The sequence below is a fragment of the Burkholderia sp. BCC0405 genome (assembly GCF_902833075.1).
Taxonomy (GTDB): domain Bacteria; phylum Pseudomonadota; class Gammaproteobacteria; order Burkholderiales; family Burkholderiaceae; genus Burkholderia.
The window spans coordinates 336521-352782 of the sequence record NZ_CADFEO010000005.1 but is presented as its reverse complement, the minus strand read 5'-3'; the positions used below and the strand labels follow the sequence as shown (position 1 = coordinate 352782).

Below are 16262 nucleotides of genomic sequence, written 5' to 3'. Positions count from 1 at the left end.
CATCAGGATTCCGGCTTGTCCGCTTCGCCTTCGAGCTGCGCGAGCCGGTTGTAGATCGTCTTCAGGCTGACGTCGAGCACCTCGGCCGCCTGCGCCTTCACGCCGCCGCATTGCGCGATCGTACCGAGGATCAGCCGCCGGTCGACTTCCTCGAGCGGCGTGCCGAACGGCACGGTCACGCGATCCTCGTGCGAATCGGCCAGGTTCGACAGTTCGTCCATGATCGGCGGCGGCAGCGAATCGATCACGTCGGCGTCGCTGAAGATGCTCGCGCGCTGCACGAAGTTGCGCAGCTCGCGCACGTTGCCCGGCCACGCATAGGTTTTCAGCGCTTCGCGCGCGGCCGGCGCGAAGCGCAGGTTCCGGCCGCTTTCGGCGTTGAACTGCTGCAGGAACGCATCGGCCAGCATCGGGATGTCGTCGCCGCGCTCGCGCAGCGACGGCAGCGGAATCGGGAACACGTTGATCCGGTGGAACAGGTCGGGCCGCAGCTTGCCGTCGGCCATCGCGGCTTCCGGATCGCGGTTGGTCGCCGCGACGATGCGCACGTCGACGTCGATCTCGCGCGTCGAGCCGAGCCGCGTGACGCGCCCCGTCTCGAGCACGCGCAGCAGCTTGACCTGCGACTCCAGCGGCATCTCGGTGATCTCGTCGAGAAACAGCGTGCCGCCGTCCGCGCGTTCGAAGAAGCCCTTGTGCTGGCGCTCCGCGCCCGTGAAGCTGCCGCGGTCGTGGCCGAACATCTCGCTCTCGACGAGGTTCGCGGCAATCGCGCCGCAATTCACCGCGAGGAACGGGCCGCGGCGGCGCAGGCTCAGGTCGTGCACCGTCTGCGCGGCCAGTTCCTTGCCGGTGCCCGATTCACCCGTCAGCAGTACCGACGCCTCGGTGCGCGCGACCCGGCCGATCGCGTCGTAGACCGCCTGCATCGCGGGCGAACTGCCGAGCATGCGGCCGAAGCGGCCGAGCCGCTGCAGTTCCGAACGCAGCTCGGCGATCTCCTCGTGCAGCGCCGTGGTGCGCGGCACGCGCGCGAAGATGCTGTTCAGCCGCTGCATGTTGAGCGGCTTCACCAGATAGTCGGTCGCGCCGCGCCGCAACGCGTCGATCGCGGTTTCGAGGCTCGCGTGGCCGGTGGTCAGCACCATTTCGCAGTGCGAACGCTTGGGCAGCGCATCGAACAGGTCCATCCCGTTGCCGTCGGGCAGCACGAGATCGCACAGCACGAGATCGGGGGTATGGGTCGTGACGAGCGTGCGCGCTTCTTCGAGCGTCGCGGCCGTGTCGCAGGCGAGCTGCTGCGTGCGCGCGAGCGCCGCAAGCATCGTCCGCGTGTCGGCGTCGTCTTCGACGATCAGGACGTAGGGCATCGTGCCTCCTTGTGAAGCGGCCCGGCACGCGTCTCCGCCGGGACCGCGGCGGGTTGCAGCGAAGTCCGGCCATCGGTCGCACCACGATACGGCATGATCGATGCTCTCGCGCCGACTGGCTGTCCTCCCGTGAAAAGCAGTCCAACTCAGTATAAGAGCCGCATGTCGCGCATTCGCCGATCATCGAATAATTCTATCCGCGCACGTCACCTGCATTGCCAGATTCAATGCGCCGCAATCGGTAAGAACGCCATCGTTTTCGAGCGGATCATGCGGCGAGAAGCCGTCTCGATCGCGTCATTTGCACACTTCGACATCCTATGCGGTCAAACTTTCCGGTCTGACTTTTCGCATGTCAAAATCCGTCGATGACGACAGGGGGTGATGCGACGGCTTGTGTTCGATCAGACCCTGCTGCGTCACGCGCGTCGCATCGAGCCCCCCGCCCGCGAGGCGGAAGTCGTCGATCGTCAGGCCGAACCCATGCAGGATCGCGCCACCCGCGACGGCCGACACGATGCAGCCGACCGTCACGCCGATCGCAGCCGTCAGCGCGATCCTGCGGCGCACGCCGTCCGCCGCGCCTTCCGTCAACGACAGGAACACCGGGATGTTCGCGATCGGGTTCATGATCGCGAACAGCGCCGCGAACACCTTGATGGAAAAGGTCAGGTCGAAGGCCACTGGTTCGCTCCCGTTGCGCGCGCCGAAGCGCATGTGGAATCGCATGTCGAAGCGCGCGCAGGTTCCGCTTCGCTTCCGATGCACGGCGCGCGCCATGCTGCTACGATCGACGCACCGCGTTCACGCACGACGGAGGGCCCCGACCGATGCAAGCCACCGACACCTTCATGGATCACGAGATTCGCGTCGATGCGACGCGCAACGCGAACGGCGCGTGGGTCGCGCAGGTGCGGATCTTCCGCGACGGCGCGCCGGTCGACCTGCCGGCGCCCGAGCTCGTCACCCCCGAATGGCTCACGTGCGACGAAGCACTGCGCGGCGGCATCGACCAGGGCCGCATGATGATCAAGACACGCGACCGCTAGCGGCAACCGGTTCATCGGCGCGCATCGCGCGGCGCGTTTCACGCATCGAGATCCAGATCGCCGATCAGGATCTCGCGATCGCGCTGGGTTCGCGTGCTGAAATCGACCGGCAATGCCATCTGCCAGCGTTCGATCGTGACCGGCAGCGCCGCGAGATAGCGGTCGAAGCGGCTGCGGTCGGGCTCGGCCAGCAACGCATCGATCGCATCGTCACGCCACGCGAGCCGCGCGTTCAGCCGATTCGGCAATCCGACCGTCGACGTGAGGCCGATCACCTCGACACAGGTCGGGCCGCCCTGCCCATCGTGCGGCACGACATCCACCCTCACTTCGCCAGGCTGATACAGGCCGAGCACACGCGCCGCGATGCGCGGCGCAAACTCGGTTTCGAAACGTGCACGGACATCGGGATTCATCTCGCCTCCGGGTTCGAATCATGTCGTCAAGCCGCTGTCACGCGGCTGCAATCTGCTGCTCGAATGCCGCTTCCGCCTTCAGGCTGTCGAGATCGCGGCCGATCGTCGCGACCGCGAGCCGCGTGTTGCCGCGCCAGTACGCGATCGAGCAATCGTGCGCGCCGAGGTCGCCATCGATCTCGACGCGATCGAACTGCTCCGCATGCCCGACGTAGTTGATCGTCAGGTCGTAATGCTGGCTCCAGAAGAACGGCACCGCGTCGAACGGCCGCTGCTGCCCGAGCATGTTGCGCGCGGCGGCGATGCCCTGCCGCTCGGCGACCACCCAGTGCTCGACGCGAATCCGCTCGCCCGTCAGCGGATCGGGCCAGCGCGCGATGTCGCCGGCCGCGTAGATGGCGGGCACACTCGTCTGAAGGAAGCGGTCGACCGTCACGCCGCGCTCGACGGCCAGCCCCGCGTCCTGCGCGAGCGCCACGTTCGGGTGAACGCCGATGCCGACCACCACGAGATCGGCCGGCAGCACGTCGCCCGTCGACAGCGTCACGCTATCCGGCGTGATCCGCGCGGGTGTCGCGCCAAGATGGAACACGACGCCGTGCGACTCGTGCAGCGCCTGGATCGTGCTGCCGAGCGCTTCGCCGAGCACGTGCGCCATCGGATGCGCATCGGGCGCGACGACCTGCACGTCGAGCCCGCGCGTGCGCAACGCGGCGGCCGTTTCGAGCCCGATGAAGCTCGCGCCGACCACGACGCAGCGGCGCGCCGTTTTCAGCTTGCCGATCAGCGCGTCGCAATCGGCGCGCGTGCGCAGCACACACACGTGCGGCAGATCCGCGCCGGGCACGGTCAGCCGGTTCGGCTCGGCCCCCGTTGCAAGCAGCAGCGCACCGTAGCCGACGCGGCTGCCGTCGGCCAGTTCGACCGCCTGCTGCGCGGGATCGATCCGCGCGACGCGCGTGCCGCACCGCACGTCGATGCGATGGTCGGCATAAAACGACGGCGCACGCAGCGGCAGCCAGTCGGCGTCGGCCGTGCCGGCGAGATAGTCCTTCGACAGGTTCGGCCGGTCGTACGGCGGATCGGAATCGGCGGTCAGCAGCGTAACGGGATGCGGATAGCCTTCCTGCCGCAGCGTCACCGCGGCCGCGATCGCCGCGGCGCCGCCGCCGACGATCACCACCGACGCGGGCAATCCGGCCGTATTCAGCGCAGGCGGCGCGGCGGCCGGCCGCGCGTCGAGCACGACGGCACGGCCGTCGCGGCGTTCGACGCGCCAGCACGGCAGCCCGTCGAGCGCCGGCGCGCGCAGCAGTTCGCCAGTGCGCAGGCAGAATGCCGCGTGATGCCACGGGCAGCGGATCGTGTCGCCCTCGAGCAGGCCGTCGGCCAATGGCGCGCCGTAGTGCGGGCACTGCGCGCCCACGGCATACAGTTCGTCGGCGCGGCGCACGAGCAGCACCGCCGCATCGCCGACATGGCCCTCGATCATGGCACCGTCGGCGAGATCGTCGAGCGCGATGCCTTGCGTGAGATCGGGACGTGAAGGCGAGGAATCGCTTCCGGACATGACATCGCTCCCGCAGAGTCAGGTAACGATCCCATTATCGGCGTCCCTCATGAAAAGAACAGGTACAGACGTCCCCGCAGCGCACGCAAACACCCACTGTAGCTTGCGTGCGATCCATGACGGGCGTAGAACGTCACCAACGTTGCGACGCAACACACCCGCTGCCCGCCGCGCACGTCGCGCGCCGTACGCAATCCGCGTGCCGCCTTCACCCCGTCACCAGGAGTGCTGCCCGATGGCCACCGTCCTGTGCGTGCTCTACCCCGACCCCGTGGACGGCTATCCGCCGCGCTACGTGCGCGACGCGATTCCGGTCATCACGCGCTACGCGGACGGACAAACCGCGCCGACGCCGGCCGGCCCGCCCGGCTTCCGGCCCGGCGAACTCGTCGGCTCGGTGTCCGGCGCGCTCGGGCTGCGCAGCTATCTGGAGGCGCACGGCCACACGCTGATCGTCACGAGCGACAAGGACGGCCCCGACTCCGAATTCGAGCGCCGGCTGCCCGAAGCCGACGTGGTGATCTCGCAGCCGTTCTGGCCCGCGTACCTGACGGCCGAACGGATCGCCCGCGCGCCGAAGCTGAAGCTCGTGCTGACGGCCGGCATCGGCTCCGATCACGTCGATCTCGATGCCGCCGCGCGCGCCCGCATCACCGTCGCCGAAGTCACCGGCTCGAACAGCATCAGCGTGGCCGAGCACGTGGTGATGACGACGCTCGCGCTGGTGCGCAACTTCTTGCCGTCGCATGCGGTCGCGCAGCAAGGCGGCTGGAACATCGCCGATTGCGTGTCGCGCAGCTACGACGTCGAGGGCATGCATTTCGGCACGGTCGGCGCGGGGCGCATCGGGCTCGCCGTGCTGCGCCGGCTGAAGCCGTTCGGCCTGCACCTGCACTACACGCAGCGCCACCGGCTCGATGCGTCGGTCGAGCAGGCACTCGGGCTCACGTATCACGCCGATGCCGCGACGCTCGCGAGCGCCGTCGACATCGTCAACCTGCAGATCCCGCTGTACCCGTCGACCGAGCACCTGTTCGACGCGGCGATGATCGCGCGCATGAAGCGCGGCGCGTACCTGATCAACACCGCGCGCGCGAAGCTGGTCGACCGCGACGCGGTCGTGAATGCCGTCGCGTCCGGGCATCTCGCGGGCTACGGCGGCGATGTGTGGTTTCCTCAGCCGGCGCCGGCCGATCACCCGTGGCGCACGATGCCGTTCAACGGGATGACGCCGCACATCTCCGGCACGTCGCTGTCCGCGCAGGCACGCTACGCGGCCGGCACGCTGGAGATCCTGCAATGCTGGTTCGACGGCAAGCCGATTCGCCGTGAATACCTGATCGTCGACGGCGGCACGCTCGCGGGAACGGGCGCGCAGTCGTACCGGCTGACGTGATGCCGCGCGCGACACGCGGCTCATGGCGAACCGTTCAGTCGAGGCAGTGGGCGGCGAGCTTGCCGACCATGATCACCGCCTGCTCGATCCCCGGCGACCACGGGCTGCTGTAGTTCAGCCGGATGAAGTTCCGGTAGCTGTCCGTGATCGAGAACATGTAGCCGGGCCCGATCGTGATCCCCTGCTCCAGCGCGAGCTGGTACAGCCGCATCGCATCGACCTGCGCGGGCAGCTCGACCCACAGCACGTACCCGCCGGCCGGGCTCGAGATGCGCGTGCCTTCCGGGAAGAACCGCGACACCATCGTACGCATCAGGTTCGCCTGCTGCGCATATGCCTTGCGAATCCGCCTCAGGTGATGCTCGTAGCCGTCGCGTTCGAGAAACTCCGCGATCGCGAGCTGCGGCAGCGACGGCGTCGCGAGCGTGTTCAGGAATTTCAGCTTCTCGACCTGCTCGCGATAGCGGCCCGGCAGCGCCCAGCCGATCCGGTACGCAGCCGTCAGGCTCTTCGAGAACGACGCGCAATGCAGCACGATGTCGTGGCGGTCGAACGACTTCAGCGTGCTCGGATGCATGTTGCCGAAGTACAGTTCGTTGTACACGCCATTCTCGATGATCGGCAGGTCGGCCTTCGCGGCGAACTCGACCAGCTCGCGCTTGCGCTCGTCCGGCATCTGGAAGCCGAGCGGGTTCTGGAAGTTCGGCATCACCATGCAGGCGGCGATCGGCTGCGACTTCGCAATCGCGGCCAGCGCCGCGATGTCGATCCCGTATTCCGGATGCGTCGCCACCTCGATCGCCTTCATCCCCATCCGCTCGATCGCGTGCAGCATCGCATAGAACGTCGGCGATTCCACCGCGATCGTGTCGCCTGGCTTCGCGACGGCCTGCAGGCACAGGTTGATCGCCTCCGTCGCGCCGACCGTCACGATGATCTCGTTCGGGTCCACCGACATCCCGTTTTCCAGGTAGCGACGCGCAATCTGCCGGATCAGCCGCGGATGCCCCGGCGGCAGCCCGTCCGTCACGCCCCACAGCGACTTGTCGCGGCCAGCCGCATATGCGTAGCGGTTCAGCTTCTCGAACGGGAACAGGCTCGGGTCCGGATACGGCGAGCCGAGCGGCACCGCGTCGTCAGCGCCGATCGCGCGCAGCGTCGACAGCACCAGCCGGCTCACGTCGACCGACGACGAGATCGCGATCGGCTTCGACGGCCGCAGCTCGCGCACCGGCGCATGGTTGTCGTCGCGCCGCAGGTTCACGAAATAGCCCGACTGCGGCCGGCTTTCGAGCAACCCGCGGCTTTCCAGCAGCAGATACGCGTGCAGCACGGTCGTGATGCTGATCCGGTGCTGCTGGCTTGCCTGCCGCACCGACGGCACACGATCGCCGTGTCGATATACCCCTTGCCGGATGAGTCTCTCTATGTCGTTTGCAAATTTCTCGTAGAGCTTCATCCGCCTCGCCCCGCCAGCGGTGAACCGGCCTGCGATGCACGGGCGGGATGGCCGCGCCGGTGCGCGAAGCCGGATAGCCGGGCCCGGGCGCGGGCGTCCCGGTGCGAACCTCGTCCGTTATCGAAATTGAAGGCGGATAGCAATGCGAATCTCATCAAGACAAGGTTCGGCATCCTACTGCGTCATTTCGACGAATGTAAGTGACAGTTTGGCGAGGAAACGCGAAATCCGGCCGGCGTGGTGAACAGATTCGAACGCGACGGCGCGGCCCCGCGCGATTGCGCGGCAACCGTTCGCCGGGCGCGGTGCCGGCGCGCGTCATCGCGGCTTGCCGCTGACCGTCGGGCAGCGATCACGCGAGGCCCGGTCATGCGCGGGCCTCACGTTCACTCAAGCGTCGTCGACGTTATCCGCGTAGTGATCGATCGCGACCTTGCACGCGTCGAACACCACCGTCAGCGATGCGGCGTCGTTCGACTCGACCCACTGGCGGATCTGCAGGAATTGCCCGGTGCCGAGATCGGCGATGCGGGCCGGATCGTCGGTCGTCACATCGACGATCGCGATCGCGCGGTTGCGGTTGCCGGGCAGCGGCGACAGCGTCGCCGCGATGTCGAAGCGCCGGTACGATTGATCGATGCGCATGCGGTTCTCCCTTTGCGGTTCGGCAACGACACGCTCAATCGAGCGTCTGGCGGAATACCTTGCCGCCGAATCCCGTCACGACGTTGTCGACCGAGAACGGCGTGTCCTCCTTCGCTTCCAGGATGATCGCGACACTGCCGGGCACGAGCCGCGCCGCAATCGTCTCGACGAACGTGCCGTCGAGCAGCGCATTGCCGGCCGCTTGCGCGAGCACGCCGGCCCCCGCGCCGGCCGCCATGCCGGTGACCACGCCGAGCGGCCCGGCGAGCAGGCCGAGCAAACCGCCTGCGATCGCGCCGATCACGCCGCCCTTGAACGGCCGCGATTCGGCATGCAGTACCGCGAGCTTGCCGGTCGCGTCCTTCTCGACGACGACGCCGTTCTCGATGTGGAATCCTTCGTTCTTCTCCGACAGCGCCTCGAAATCGTTCGCGGCCTGGCGGGCCGTGTCGACGCTGCCGAACACGGCGACGATCAGTTGCTGGGTCATTCGACACCTCGCTTGCTTGGATGGTCAGTGGCAGGCCGCACCGCATGCGGCACGCCGGGGTTCGCTTCAGATGCCGGTGGCCGCCGCGCGTGCCCGCGCCGCATCGGCATAGGCATGCGCAGCCGCCCGCTGCAGCCTGGCGACGAAAGGCGCGCGTGCGAGCGCCGGATCGGCATCGCGCGTGTCGCGCGCCAGCCGGTAGGCGTGCGACGCCGCGTGCTGCAGTTCGATCGCGTGTTTCGTTGCGTCGACATACTTGGTCATCCGGCCTCCTCTTTCTTGCAGGAACAGGGAAAATGCAGGCGGGCCGCCGCCCGCGCTTCACCTGCGCACATGTGCATCGTCCTCGACATCGTCGACGTCGGCCGGGAAGCGGTGCTGGCCGAAACTCAGGATCAGCACGCCCACCGCGAGCAGCACGATCCCGAACGTCGTCATCAACATCCGCTCGGGGCTGTCGGTTGCACCGCGCAGGATCAGGTCGCGCGCGAGCGACGTCATCGCAATGAACAACGGAAACCGCACGGGCAACCGGCCGAGCCGCAGGTAGCGCACGTCCATCGCGAGCACTTCCAGATACAGGAACATCAGCAGCAGGTCGGTCAGCGACACCTCGCCCGCGAGCACGACCTTCCACGCCTCCTGCGTCATCGCGAACGCGGTCGCGAGCCCGATCACGATCAGCCCGGCCAGTTCGGCCGCGTGAAGGAAATGGCCGAAGCGGCGGCGAATGCGCTCGGCCGGCGAGCAGGAAAGAGTGGACGTATTCAAGGTGACAGTCGCGGTGATGAGGCTGGAACGGCGCCGGGCGGCGGGGACGTCGTGTCGCGCGGCGCGGCAGGCACGGTATCGTGCGCGTCGGGCCTATCCGGCGCGTGTGCGCCGGCCGCGCCGATCGCCTGCTCGACCGCCGATAGCGTCCGGCGGCAGCACACGTGGAACGCATCGCCCGCGTCGGTGCAGGCGACGTCGTCGCGGTCGCGGCACAGCAGCAGGCGGCAGCCGAGATACCGCTCGAGACCGTCGATCCGTTCGCTCACCTGCGCTTCGTCGAGCTGCAGTTCGGACGCCGCACCGGACAGGCCGCCATGCTCGACCACCGCGACATACACATGCATCGCTTCCAGCAGGTTCATGATGACGCTCCTCGTCGGCGGGCGCAGCGGGACCTAATCTACTGCACGCGGCACGCACGCTCAAGAGCACAGCGCCACATGCGCCAGGAGTACAGCTGCGCGTGCGCCGCCCGAAATCCGGCCCTGTTTGACGTATTCGCATGACAGTTTGGCGATACGTGTTCCAAAGACTGGCCGAAGCTGCTAGATTGCTTGCTCGACGACGTTACGCGGTGCGGGCCGGTCACGCGCCGTGCGGCCGGCCGCCACCGCTGCGGCCCGTTGCGCGATGCCCGCGCAATGTCGTTCATCCGCATGACACAGTTCAACCGTTCGCCTTCGCGCGCCACGGCACTTCCGTCCCGACATGACTGACCGGCAAGCCACGATGCAGACACCTCCCCCGCTTTCCCAGGCCGTTCACAGCACGATCACGCGCAGCGCGATCTTCCTCGTGGCGACGATCAACCCCGGCGCCGATCACGCCGCCACGATCCGTTCATGGTGCGGCGACATCGCCGCGCTCGTGCGCTCGGTCGGCAAGCGCGTGCCGGGCGGCAACCTCACCTGCGTGTGCGGCTTCGGCGCCGACGCATGGGATGCGCTGTTCGGCAACCCGCGCCCCGCCGCGCTGCATCCGTTCCGCGAATTCGGTGCGGGGCAGCGCGTCGCGGTCGCGACGCCGGGCGACATCCTGTTGCACATTCGCGCGGAAGCGATGGACCTGTGCTTCGAACTCGCGACGCAACTGCTCGGCGCGCTCGGCGATGCCGTCACGGTCGTCGACGAGGTGCACGGCTTCCGCAATTTCGACCAGCGCGCAATGATCGGTTTCGTTGACGGCACCGAGAACCCGGAAGGCCGCGAGGCGGTCGATTTCACGGTGATCGGCGACGAAGACGCGGAATTCACGGGCGGCAGCTACGTGATCGTGCAGAAGTACCTGCACGACATGGCCGGCTGGAATGCGCTCGCGGTCGAGACGCAGGAGCGCATCATCGGCCGCACCAAATTGTCCGACATCGAGCTCGCGCCGGACGTGAAGCCGTCGTGCTCGCACAGCTCGCTGACCACGCTCGACGAGAACGGCCAGGAAGTGAAGATCCTGCGCGACAACATGCCGTTCGGGCGCCCGGGCGCGGGCGAATTCGGCACCTACTTCATCGGCTACGCGCGCTCGCCGGCGCCGATCGAGCAGATGCTCGAGAACATGTTCGTCGGCCGCCCGCCCGGCAACTACGACCGCCTGCTCGACTACAGCCGCGCCGTCACCGGCTCGCTGTTCTTCGTGCCGTCCGCCGACCTGCTCGAGGCGCTCGCCGATCGCGCCGCGCCGGCCGCGGAAGCCGCGGTGCCGGAGCCCGCTTCGTCCGCGCCGCATCGCGACGGCTCGCTGAAAATCGGCTCGCTGAAAGGCGTGCCGTCGTAAGGCAACGCGCCAACGGCAGTCCGGCGCGCAACCCGCGCCGGACGTGCCCGGAACGGCCGCGGTTCAGTCGAACGGGGCGCGCGCGGCGCGGCGCAGTGGCCGACGCTCCGCCCCGCCACTGCGCCCGTCTTCAGCATGTATTTGTCTTCGGGCGAGACGAGTCGTAGTGCCATGAACGGCCTCCACGTGTTGTGAAGCTTCAATAGGCTGCGTCTATGATTCATCCGGGCGTGGCCCCGGCTTCCGGAAACCTTGCCGGAAGAATGTTCGCAAGAATGCGCGATGCGCCGCCGAGAGCAAGTGGTTCGGCGCGTTATCGAGCGCGGCCCGGGCGGCGCGAGCGACGGCAAGCACCCGGGTATCGCAACCCAGTCGCGGCATGCCGCACGCGCCCGCCCCCTCTCCCCGCACGCGAACTGCATAACAGTTGCGCCACCGCACGGTGTCGTTTCGATTTGTGCTGCAGCGGTGTCGATCGAGCCTGCTAATATGCTTTTTCACCCGCGATCGGCATGCCTGGCATCAGGCGCAGTCCGTCAGCCGATCGGCCCGCCATGAAGTGTTTTCGCTGACGTGAGGCAACCAGAACCCATGAACAACCTGCACCGCGAACTCGCCCCGATCTCGTCTTCCGCCTGGGAACAAATCGAGGAGGAAGTGGCACGCACCTTCAAACGATCGGTGGCCGGCCGCCGCGTCGTCGACGTCGACGGCCCCGAAGGCCCCGAGCTGTCGGCCGTCGGCACCGGGCATCTCGTCGAGGTCACCGCGCCGCGCGAGCTGGTGAATGCGCGGCTGCGCGAAGTCCGCACGATCGTCGAACTGACGGTGCCGTTCGAGCTGAGCCGCGATGCGATCGACAGCGTCGAGCGCGGCGCGCGCGACGCCGACTGGCAACCGGCGAAGGACGCCGCGCAGCGGCTCGCGTTCGCCGAGGACAACGCGATTTTCGACGGCTACCAGGCAGCCGGCATCGTCGGCATCCGCGAAGGCACGTCGAACCGCAAGCTCACGCTGCCGGCGGACGTCGGCGCCTACCCCGACGCGATCAGCGACGCGCTCGAGGCGCTGCGGCTTGCCGGCGTCGACGGCCCGTACTCGGTCGTGCTCGGCTCGGATGCATACACGGCGCTCAGCGAAGCACGCGACCAGGGCTATCCGGTCCTCGGCCATATCAAGCGGATCGTCAGCGGCGAGATCATCTGGGCGCCGGCGATCAGCGGCGGCTGCGTGCTGTCCACGCGCGGCGGCGATTACGAGCTGCACCTCGGGGAAGACGTATCGATCGGCTACACGAGTCATACCGACAAGGTCGTCCGCCTGTACCTGCGCGAGACGTTCACGTTCCTGATGCTCACGAGCGAAGCATCGGTGGCCGTGGCGCCGCAGGGCAACACGGCGGCCTGACCGCGGTTGCCTGCGCGCGATGCCCGCCGGGCGTCGCGCGCGAGCGGCCGCACCGCCGGCCGCATGTTCGTCGCCGATCAAACCCATCTTGCATGGAGTGTGTGATGAGCGAGTCGAATGAGGCATTGCAGGCGCTGCAGGCGTCGGTCGACCACCTGAAGCAGGCGGTCGATGCGAACGCGAGCAGCCAGGCCGGCGACACCGCCGTGCTGTTCACCGTCTTGTCGCTGGTCCTGGCGGAGTTGCCGCCCGACACGCGCAACCTGATCGAGGATTCGTTCTCCGTCTGGGCCAATGGCCTGACGGATGCGGCACTGTCGACGGACGTGAAGCGGATCGCCCGGCAACGGCTGGCGATGACACTCCCGGACTGACCACGGCACGCCACGGTTGCGCCGTGTCCGCCCGGACCGTGCAACCTGCCCTCGCCTCCGGCCGCCACACACGCATCGTCTGCGGTGCGTGCGGGGTTGCGCTTGGCCGGTCGCGGCACACCTACGCTGCGGCGCTTGCGCCGCGCACGCCCTCCCGCATCGCCGCCTCCCCACCGGCAACCGGCGCCCTGCGCGCCGATGCCGCACCGCGATCCGATCGCGCCCAGCCCGCTCCCGCGTCCTACCATCTCACGCTGCGTCCGCCGCGCACGCCCGTGCCGCCGCGCACCCGCCCGTCTGTACTCCTTGCCGCCCGGGCACGCGCGCATGCGAGGGTGCAATTCGCGGCCGGGCCGCTGCGGAACTGTGTCTTGGATGGCCTGCGCCGATTCGCTATTTTGAACGCAGTCGAAGCGATGCCGTGGGCTCCACCCGGCACGCACGCTTGCCGCCCTGACCGCGACCGTGCACGACGCCGGCGCGCGCTGCGTGACAGCACCGGCGCCGCCCGCGCGCCGCCGTGCCGCGCGTCGTGCGTTCGCGGTCGGAATGCGCCCAAGCGCCGCACCGCATCGGGACGTCACCCTTCGACTCACTTTCACCGACAGGAGCCAGACCACCATGCCCGCACTTTGCGATATCTGTCACGCCCGGCCGGCCGTCGCGCGCGCAACCGTGATGCAGTACGGCGAGCGCAAGACGATCTCGATCTGCGACTACCACTTCCGCCAGCTGATGCGGCATCAGAGCATGCTGAACCCGTTCGATTCGCTGCTGGGCGGTGGCGGCTCATCGTCGCTGTTCGGCGGGCTCGACGACGAAGCGCAGCTCGCCGCCGAGGTGCCGCGCGAATCGGTCGATCCGACCGACGCATTCAGCGAGCAGACGCTGGAGCTGCTGCAGCGCGCGGCCGAGAAGGCGCACGAGCTGCGCCGCAGCGAGCTCGATTCCGAACACCTGCTTTACGCGCTCGCGGACACCGACGTGTGCGCCGCGCTGCTGAAGGAGCTGAAGCTGTCGCCGCAGGACATCCGGTCGTACATCGACGAGCATGCGCACACCGGCACGGCCGCCCCCGATGCGCCGCTCGACAAGCTGTCGATCTCGCCGCGCGTGAAGAAAGCCGTGCAGTACGCGTTCCAGGCGTCGCGCGATCTCGGCCACTCGTACATCGGCCCCGAGCACCTGCTGATCGGGCTCGCTTCGGTGCCGGACAGCATCGCCGGCACGCTGCTGAAGAAATACGGCGTGACACCCGAGGCGCTGCGCCAGAAAGTCGTGAAGGTGGTCGGCAAAGGCGCGGAAGACGGCCGCGTCGACGCGCCGACCGGCACGCCGAACCTCGACAAGTTCGGCCGCGACCTCACCGCGATCGCGCGCCAGGGCAAGCTCGACCCGGTGCTCGGCCGCGCGCAGGAAATCGAGAGCACGATCGAGGTGCTCGCGCGCCGCAAGAAGAACAACCCGGTGCTGATCGGCGAGCCGGGCGTCGGCAAGACGGCGATCGTCGAAGGGCTCGCGCAGCGGATCGTCAACGGCGACGTGCCCGAGGTGCTGCGCGACAAGCGGCTCGTCGAAGTCAACATCAACTCGATGGTGGCCGGCGCGAAGTATCGCGGCGAATTCGAGGAGCGCGCGAAGCAGCTGATCGACGAAGTCACTGCGAAGCAGGACGAACTGATCCTGTTCATCGACGAGCTGCACACGATCGTCGGCGCCGGCCAGGGCGGCGGCGAAGGCGGCCTCGATATCGCGAACGTGCTGAAGCCCGCGCTTGCGCGCGGCGAGCTGAGCCTGATCGGCGCGACGACGCTCAACGAATACCAGAAGTACATCGAGAAGGACGCCGCGCTCGAACGGCGCTTCCAGCCGGTGTTCGTGCCGGAGCCGAGCGTCGAGCAGACGATCGTGATCCTGCGCGGGCTGCGCGACAGCCTCGAGGCGCACCACCAGGTGACGTTCGCCGACGACGCATTCGTCGCGGCCGCGGAATTCGCCGATCGCTACATCACGTCGCGCTTCCTCCCCGACAAGGCGATCGACCTGATCGACCAGGCCGCCGCGCGCGTGCGGATCGGCGCCACGTCGCGCCCGGCCGACATCCAGGAAGGCGAAGCGCAGATCGCGCAGCTCAAGCGCGAGCAGGACTACGCAACGTCGCGCAAGCGCTTCGACGAAGCGAAGCAGTTCGAGGAGCAGATCAACGCGAAGCAGAAAACGGTCGATGAAAAGATGGAGGCGTGGCAGCGCAAGACCGGCTCCGAGACGCTGGAGGTGACGGTCGAATCGGTCGCCGAGGTCGTGTCGCGGCTGACCGGCATTCCCGTGTCCGAACTCACGCAGGAAGAACGCCAGAAGCTGCTGAAGATGGAGGAGCAGCTGCGCGAGCGCGTGGTCGGTCAGAGCGATGCGGTGGTCGCCGTCAGCGATGCGGTGCGGCTGTCGCGCGCGGGGCTCGGCCAGACGCACCGGCCGATCGCGACGTTCCTGTTCCTCGGGCCGACGGGCGTCGGCAAGACCGAGCTCGCGAAGGCGCTCGCCGAGACCGTGTTCGGCGACGAGCAGGCGATCATCCGCATCGACATGTCCGAGTACATGGAGCGGCACGCGGTCGCGCGGCTGATCGGCGCGCCGCCCGGCTACGTCGGCTACGACGAAGGCGGCCAGCTCACCGAACGCGTGCGGCGCCGCCCGTACAGCGTGATCCTGCTCGACGAGATCGAGAAGGCGCATCCGGACGTCTACAACGTGCTGCTGCAGGTGTTCGACGACGGCCGCCTGACCGACGGCAAGGGCCGCGTGGTCCACTTCAGCAACACGATCATCATCGCGACGAGCAACCTCGGCGCCGCGATCATCATGGACAACCTCACGCAGCCGGAAGCCGCGCGCAAGACCGACAAGGCGATCCGCGGGGAGCTGATGCAGGTGCTGAAGGGCCATTTCCGCCCCGAGTTCCTGAACCGGATCGACGAGGTGATCGTCTTCCATGCGCTGTCGAAGGAGAACATCCGCGCGATCGTGCAGATCCAGCTCGACCGTGTGGTGCGCACGGCCGCCGCGCAGGACATCACGCTCGTGATGGGCGATGCGCTCGTCGAGCACCTGACCGAAGCCGGCTACCAGCCGGAGTTCGGCGCACGCGAGCTGAAGCGCCAGATCCGCCAGACCATCGAGACCAAGCTCGCGAAGGAGATCCTCGCCGATCGGCTGAAGTCCGGCGACCGCGTCGAAGTCGACTACGACAAGGACAGCGACGAAGTGAAGTTCAACACCCTCGCCGCGCCGGAAGCGAAGGACACGAAGGACGCCAAGGACGCTGGCGGCAACGCGAAACCGAACGGCAAGGCGGCCAAGGCAGGCGACGATGCGAAGACGGGCGACACGCCTGCCGACGCGCCGCCGCCCGCACCCGCCGCGAAACCGTCCGGCAAGAAGTCGTCCGGCGCGAAGAAGGACGCGCACTGAAACCCCGCGAGCCCCGCACGCCCGGAGCACGCATGACCGGCTCCGTCCGCCGGACGGAGCCGCCCCACGCCGCG

16 protein-coding genes are annotated in these 16262 nt (G+C 68.1%); 6 read left to right on the top strand and 10 right to left on the bottom strand.

Translation table 11 applies throughout. From position 1 onward, the window contains the following. Positions 1 to 2: 2 nt before the first annotated feature. Together HWX36_RS10995 and HWX36_RS37090 are read right to left on the bottom strand one after the other, a co-directional pair. The gene (locus HWX36_RS10995) at positions 3 to 1370 is read right to left on the bottom strand and encodes a sigma-54 dependent transcriptional regulator (protein WP_175952113.1); all 1368 of its coding nucleotides are present in this window, start codon (positions 1368 to 1370) and stop codon (positions 3 to 5) included. 318 nt (positions 1371 to 1688) lie between these two features. Beyond that, the gene (locus HWX36_RS37090; protein ID WP_244136374.1) at positions 1689 to 2099 is read right to left on the bottom strand and encodes a MarC family protein; all 411 of its coding nucleotides are present in this window, start codon (positions 2097 to 2099) and stop codon (positions 1689 to 1691) included. Between the two features lie 101 nt (positions 2100 to 2200). Here HWX36_RS37090 and HWX36_RS10985 point away from each other — a divergent pair, with 101 nt between their 5' ends. Beyond that, positions 2201 to 2419, top strand: coding sequence for a DUF6566 family protein (locus tag HWX36_RS10985; protein WP_175952112.1), 219 nt, complete (start codon positions 2201 to 2203; stop codon positions 2417 to 2419). 38 nt (positions 2420 to 2457) lie between these two features. Here the strand turns inward: HWX36_RS10985 and HWX36_RS10980 are convergent, their stop codons facing one another. Both HWX36_RS10980 and HWX36_RS10975 read right to left on the bottom strand, forming a co-directional pair. Continuing rightward, on the bottom strand, positions 2458 to 2835 hold the full coding sequence (locus HWX36_RS10980) for a DUF5594 family protein (protein WP_175952111.1): 378 nt from the start codon (positions 2833 to 2835) through the stop codon (positions 2458 to 2460). A gap of 37 nt (positions 2836 to 2872) precedes the next feature. Further along, positions 2873 to 4405, bottom strand: a complete 1533-nt coding sequence (locus HWX36_RS10975) for an FAD-dependent oxidoreductase (RefSeq protein WP_175952110.1) — start codon at positions 4403 to 4405, stop codon at positions 2873 to 2875. A gap of 235 nt (positions 4406 to 4640) precedes the next feature. Here HWX36_RS10975 and HWX36_RS10970 point away from each other — a divergent pair, with 235 nt between their 5' ends. Beyond that, positions 4641 to 5801 carry an NAD-dependent formate dehydrogenase gene (locus tag HWX36_RS10970; RefSeq protein WP_175952109.1) on the top strand — a complete coding sequence of 387 codons (1161 nt, stop codon included), beginning with the start codon at positions 4641 to 4643 and terminating at the stop codon, positions 5799 to 5801. Positions 5802 to 5835: 34 nt separating this feature from the next. Here HWX36_RS10970 and HWX36_RS10965 read toward each other — a convergent pair whose 3' ends face one another. From HWX36_RS10965 to HWX36_RS10940, 6 genes are all read right to left on the bottom strand, one after another. Continuing rightward, complete coding sequence (locus tag HWX36_RS10965; RefSeq protein WP_175952108.1) at positions 5836 to 7260, bottom strand: PLP-dependent aminotransferase family protein; 1425 nt, start codon at positions 7258 to 7260, stop codon at positions 5836 to 5838. A 390-nt stretch (positions 7261 to 7650) separates the two neighbouring features. Next, positions 7651 to 7905 (bottom strand): hypothetical protein, encoded by a 255-nt coding sequence (locus HWX36_RS10960; RefSeq protein ID WP_175952107.1) that lies wholly within the window; start codon positions 7903 to 7905, stop codon positions 7651 to 7653. Positions 7906 to 7939: 34 nt separating this feature from the next. Further along, positions 7940 to 8395, bottom strand: a complete 456-nt coding sequence (locus tag HWX36_RS10955) for a DUF1269 domain-containing protein (protein ID WP_175952106.1) — start codon at positions 8393 to 8395, stop codon at positions 7940 to 7942. A gap of 66 nt (positions 8396 to 8461) precedes the next feature. Further along, positions 8462 to 8659, bottom strand: coding sequence for a hypothetical protein (locus HWX36_RS10950; RefSeq protein WP_175952105.1), 198 nt, complete (start codon positions 8657 to 8659; stop codon positions 8462 to 8464). A 57-nt stretch (positions 8660 to 8716) separates the two neighbouring features. Then, positions 8717 to 9166 carry a phosphate-starvation-inducible PsiE family protein gene (locus HWX36_RS10945; protein WP_175952104.1) on the bottom strand — a complete coding sequence of 150 codons (450 nt, stop codon included), beginning with the start codon at positions 9164 to 9166 and terminating at the stop codon, positions 8717 to 8719. After that, complete coding sequence (locus HWX36_RS10940) at positions 9163 to 9531, bottom strand: LysR family transcriptional regulator (protein ID WP_175952103.1); 369 nt, start codon at positions 9529 to 9531, stop codon at positions 9163 to 9165. Before HWX36_RS10940 ends, HWX36_RS10945 begins: the two co-directional genes overlap by 4 nt. Positions 9532 to 9877: 346 nt before the next feature. On the opposite strand from HWX36_RS10940, the gene HWX36_RS10935 reads away from it, so the two are divergent. From HWX36_RS10935 to HWX36_RS10920, 4 genes are all read left to right on the top strand, one after another. Continuing rightward, positions 9878 to 10939 (top strand): Dyp-type peroxidase, encoded by a 1062-nt coding sequence (locus HWX36_RS10935; protein WP_175952102.1) that lies wholly within the window; start codon positions 9878 to 9880, stop codon positions 10937 to 10939. 591 nt (positions 10940 to 11530) lie between these two features. Next, positions 11531 to 12346 (top strand): family 1 encapsulin nanocompartment shell protein, encoded by an 816-nt coding sequence (locus HWX36_RS10930; protein WP_175952101.1) that lies wholly within the window; start codon positions 11531 to 11533, stop codon positions 12344 to 12346. A gap of 104 nt (positions 12347 to 12450) precedes the next feature. Beyond that, positions 12451 to 12720: a hypothetical protein gene (locus HWX36_RS10925; protein WP_175952100.1), complete on the top strand. Its 270-nt coding sequence runs from the start codon at positions 12451 to 12453 to the stop codon at positions 12718 to 12720. Between the two features lie 621 nt (positions 12721 to 13341). Next, positions 13342 to 16188: an AAA family ATPase gene (locus tag HWX36_RS10920; RefSeq protein ID WP_175952099.1), complete on the top strand. Its 2847-nt coding sequence runs from the start codon at positions 13342 to 13344 to the stop codon at positions 16186 to 16188. The last annotated feature ends 74 nt before the right edge of the window (positions 16189 to 16262 follow it).